The sequence below is a fragment of the Oleiphilus sp. HI0125 genome (assembly GCF_001635355.1).
Genome location: NZ_LWGF01000804.1, coordinates 1 through 1,836, shown reverse-complemented (window position 1 = coordinate 1,836; position 1,836 = coordinate 1). Strand labels below are relative to the sequence as shown.

The 1,836-nt window shown below is 45.4% G+C and carries 2 protein-coding genes and 1 pseudogene; 1 reads left to right on the top strand and 2 read right to left on the bottom strand.

Features of this window, described 5'->3' with window-relative positions; translation table 11 throughout:
* The coding region (locus A3762_RS13005; RefSeq protein ID WP_197469243.1) for a sulfotransferase at positions 1-1,024 on the top strand (1,024 nt) is incomplete at its 5' end.
* Between the two features lie 63 nt (positions 1,025-1,087).
* On the opposite strand, the gene A3762_RS13000 is transcribed toward A3762_RS13005, so the two are convergent.
* Both A3762_RS13000 and A3762_RS12995 read right to left on the bottom strand, forming a co-directional pair.
* Positions 1,088-1,570, bottom strand: coding sequence for a DUF934 domain-containing protein (locus A3762_RS13000; RefSeq protein WP_068478742.1), 483 nt, complete (start codon positions 1,568-1,570; stop codon positions 1,088-1,090).
* A pseudogene (locus tag A3762_RS12995) lies at positions 1,554-1,836 on the bottom strand (nitrite/sulfite reductase); the annotation flags it as partial. The gene A3762_RS13000 and the pseudogene A3762_RS12995, both read right to left, overlap by 17 nt.

The following is a 1,836-nucleotide window of genomic DNA, read 5'->3' as shown; positions in this document are numbered from 1 at the left end:
GCAGCCTTTACTTGATGAGATTATTCCCCAGTATGAGCAAAAGCTTCGTCAGGGTGGTTTGCCAGCTGATGCGAAGATGAATTTGGCCTATGTTGTCAGTATGCACTATGACAAAAAAGGCGATAAGTCGATGAGTTTTGAGTATTTGAAGCAGGGTAACGACTTAAATCGTTCTGGCTACCAATATGCACATACGCAGACGCAAAGCATGTTCGCGATGCTGCAGAAAGCAATGACTCCCGAGCTGATAGAAGCGTTGGCTAATAAACCGAAGATAGAGGATGGAGCTGCTCCAATCTTTATTCTGGGCATGCCTCGTTCGGGCACTACTTTGATCGAACAGATTTTGTCGAGTCATTCAAAAGTAGGGGCTGAAGGTGAGTTAAAAACGCTTTCAGAGTGTTTTTCTAAGCACAACGATCGCATTATGCAGAGCGACTCCGTCGATGAGATTGCGACTGCATTACACGCGGCGTTTGCAGAGTATTTAGGGCAAGTACGCGCAATGCAATCTCAGCGTGATGAGCCCTTGCCGGTCTACTTTACCGATAAGATGCCCTACAACTACATGATGAGTGCTTTTATTGCAGCAGTGTTGCCAGAGGCGAAGATCATACATTGTACGCGTAATGCGAGTGAAACATGTTTCTCTATCTATAAACAAAACTTTAGTGGGAATCATGGCTACACAAATGATTTACGCGAGCTTGGTATGTATTACAACCTCTATAAGCAACATATGGAGTTGAATACGTCTCTGTTTCCTAAGCGAATTTATGAGGCAAACTATGAAAATATGATTGCTAATTCTGAGCAGGAGATTGCGCGTCTACTCGAGTATTGTGGGCTTGAAATGGAGACAGACTGCTTAATGTTCCATAAGAACAAGCGCGCAGTACGCACCGCTTCTGTGGCGCAGGTTAGGCAGCCAATTTATAAAGACGCAGTAAAAGCATCGAAGCCATTTGAAGAGCAGCTAAAACCTTTGAGTGAGGTGTTAGAGAGTGGCGAAGGACGCTTGTAAGGTTTGCCAGAAAACAAAAAAGCCGACTCAGATAGTCGGCTTTTTTGTGCTGAGCAACAAAGACTAACGACGTCTAAACAAAGGCGTAGGTTGCTCATTAGACGCTTGATAAGCTTCTGTAAATTCGCCAAGAGAAGATAGCGCGAGCTCTGTATCGACATCGTCACGCATATCAAAGGCATTAAAACCGCAACGCTTAAGGTATGACAACTGGTCCAGCAGTACGTCACCGATTGCGCGAAGTTCGCCTTCAAAGTTCAAACGCTCGCGAGCATAACGTGCAATTGAATAGCCACGACCATCCATAAATTTAGGAAAGTTAATCGCGATAACTGGCAAAGTTTTCGCTGTTTCGGGTAGCTCTTCTGGTTGCTCTTCACTGTCGATCCAGATGCCCACGTTTCCAGCATTAAGAACAGCTTCTTGGTTCGCCATAAAAAACGCCATCGGTACGATGGTGTTTGCTTTTACGTCACCTTCGTAGTCTTTTGCAAGCAACTCAAAAGTATTTGCTTGATCGCCGGTAAGATTAATCAGCTTTGGCATATACGCGCTCCTTGAATGGGTCCATGCCAATACGGCGATAAGTGTCGATGAAAAGTTCATCTTCGCTGCGATTCTCAACAAAAACATCAATCAACTTGGTGATAACATTCGGCATGTCTGCGCGCGCGAACGATGGGCCAAGGATCTTGCCGATGGAGGCATCTCGACCTGAATCACCACCTAGGGACACTTGGTAGAACTCTTGGCCTCGCTTATCTACACCTAGTACTCCAATGTTACCAACGTGATGGTGACCACAAGCATTC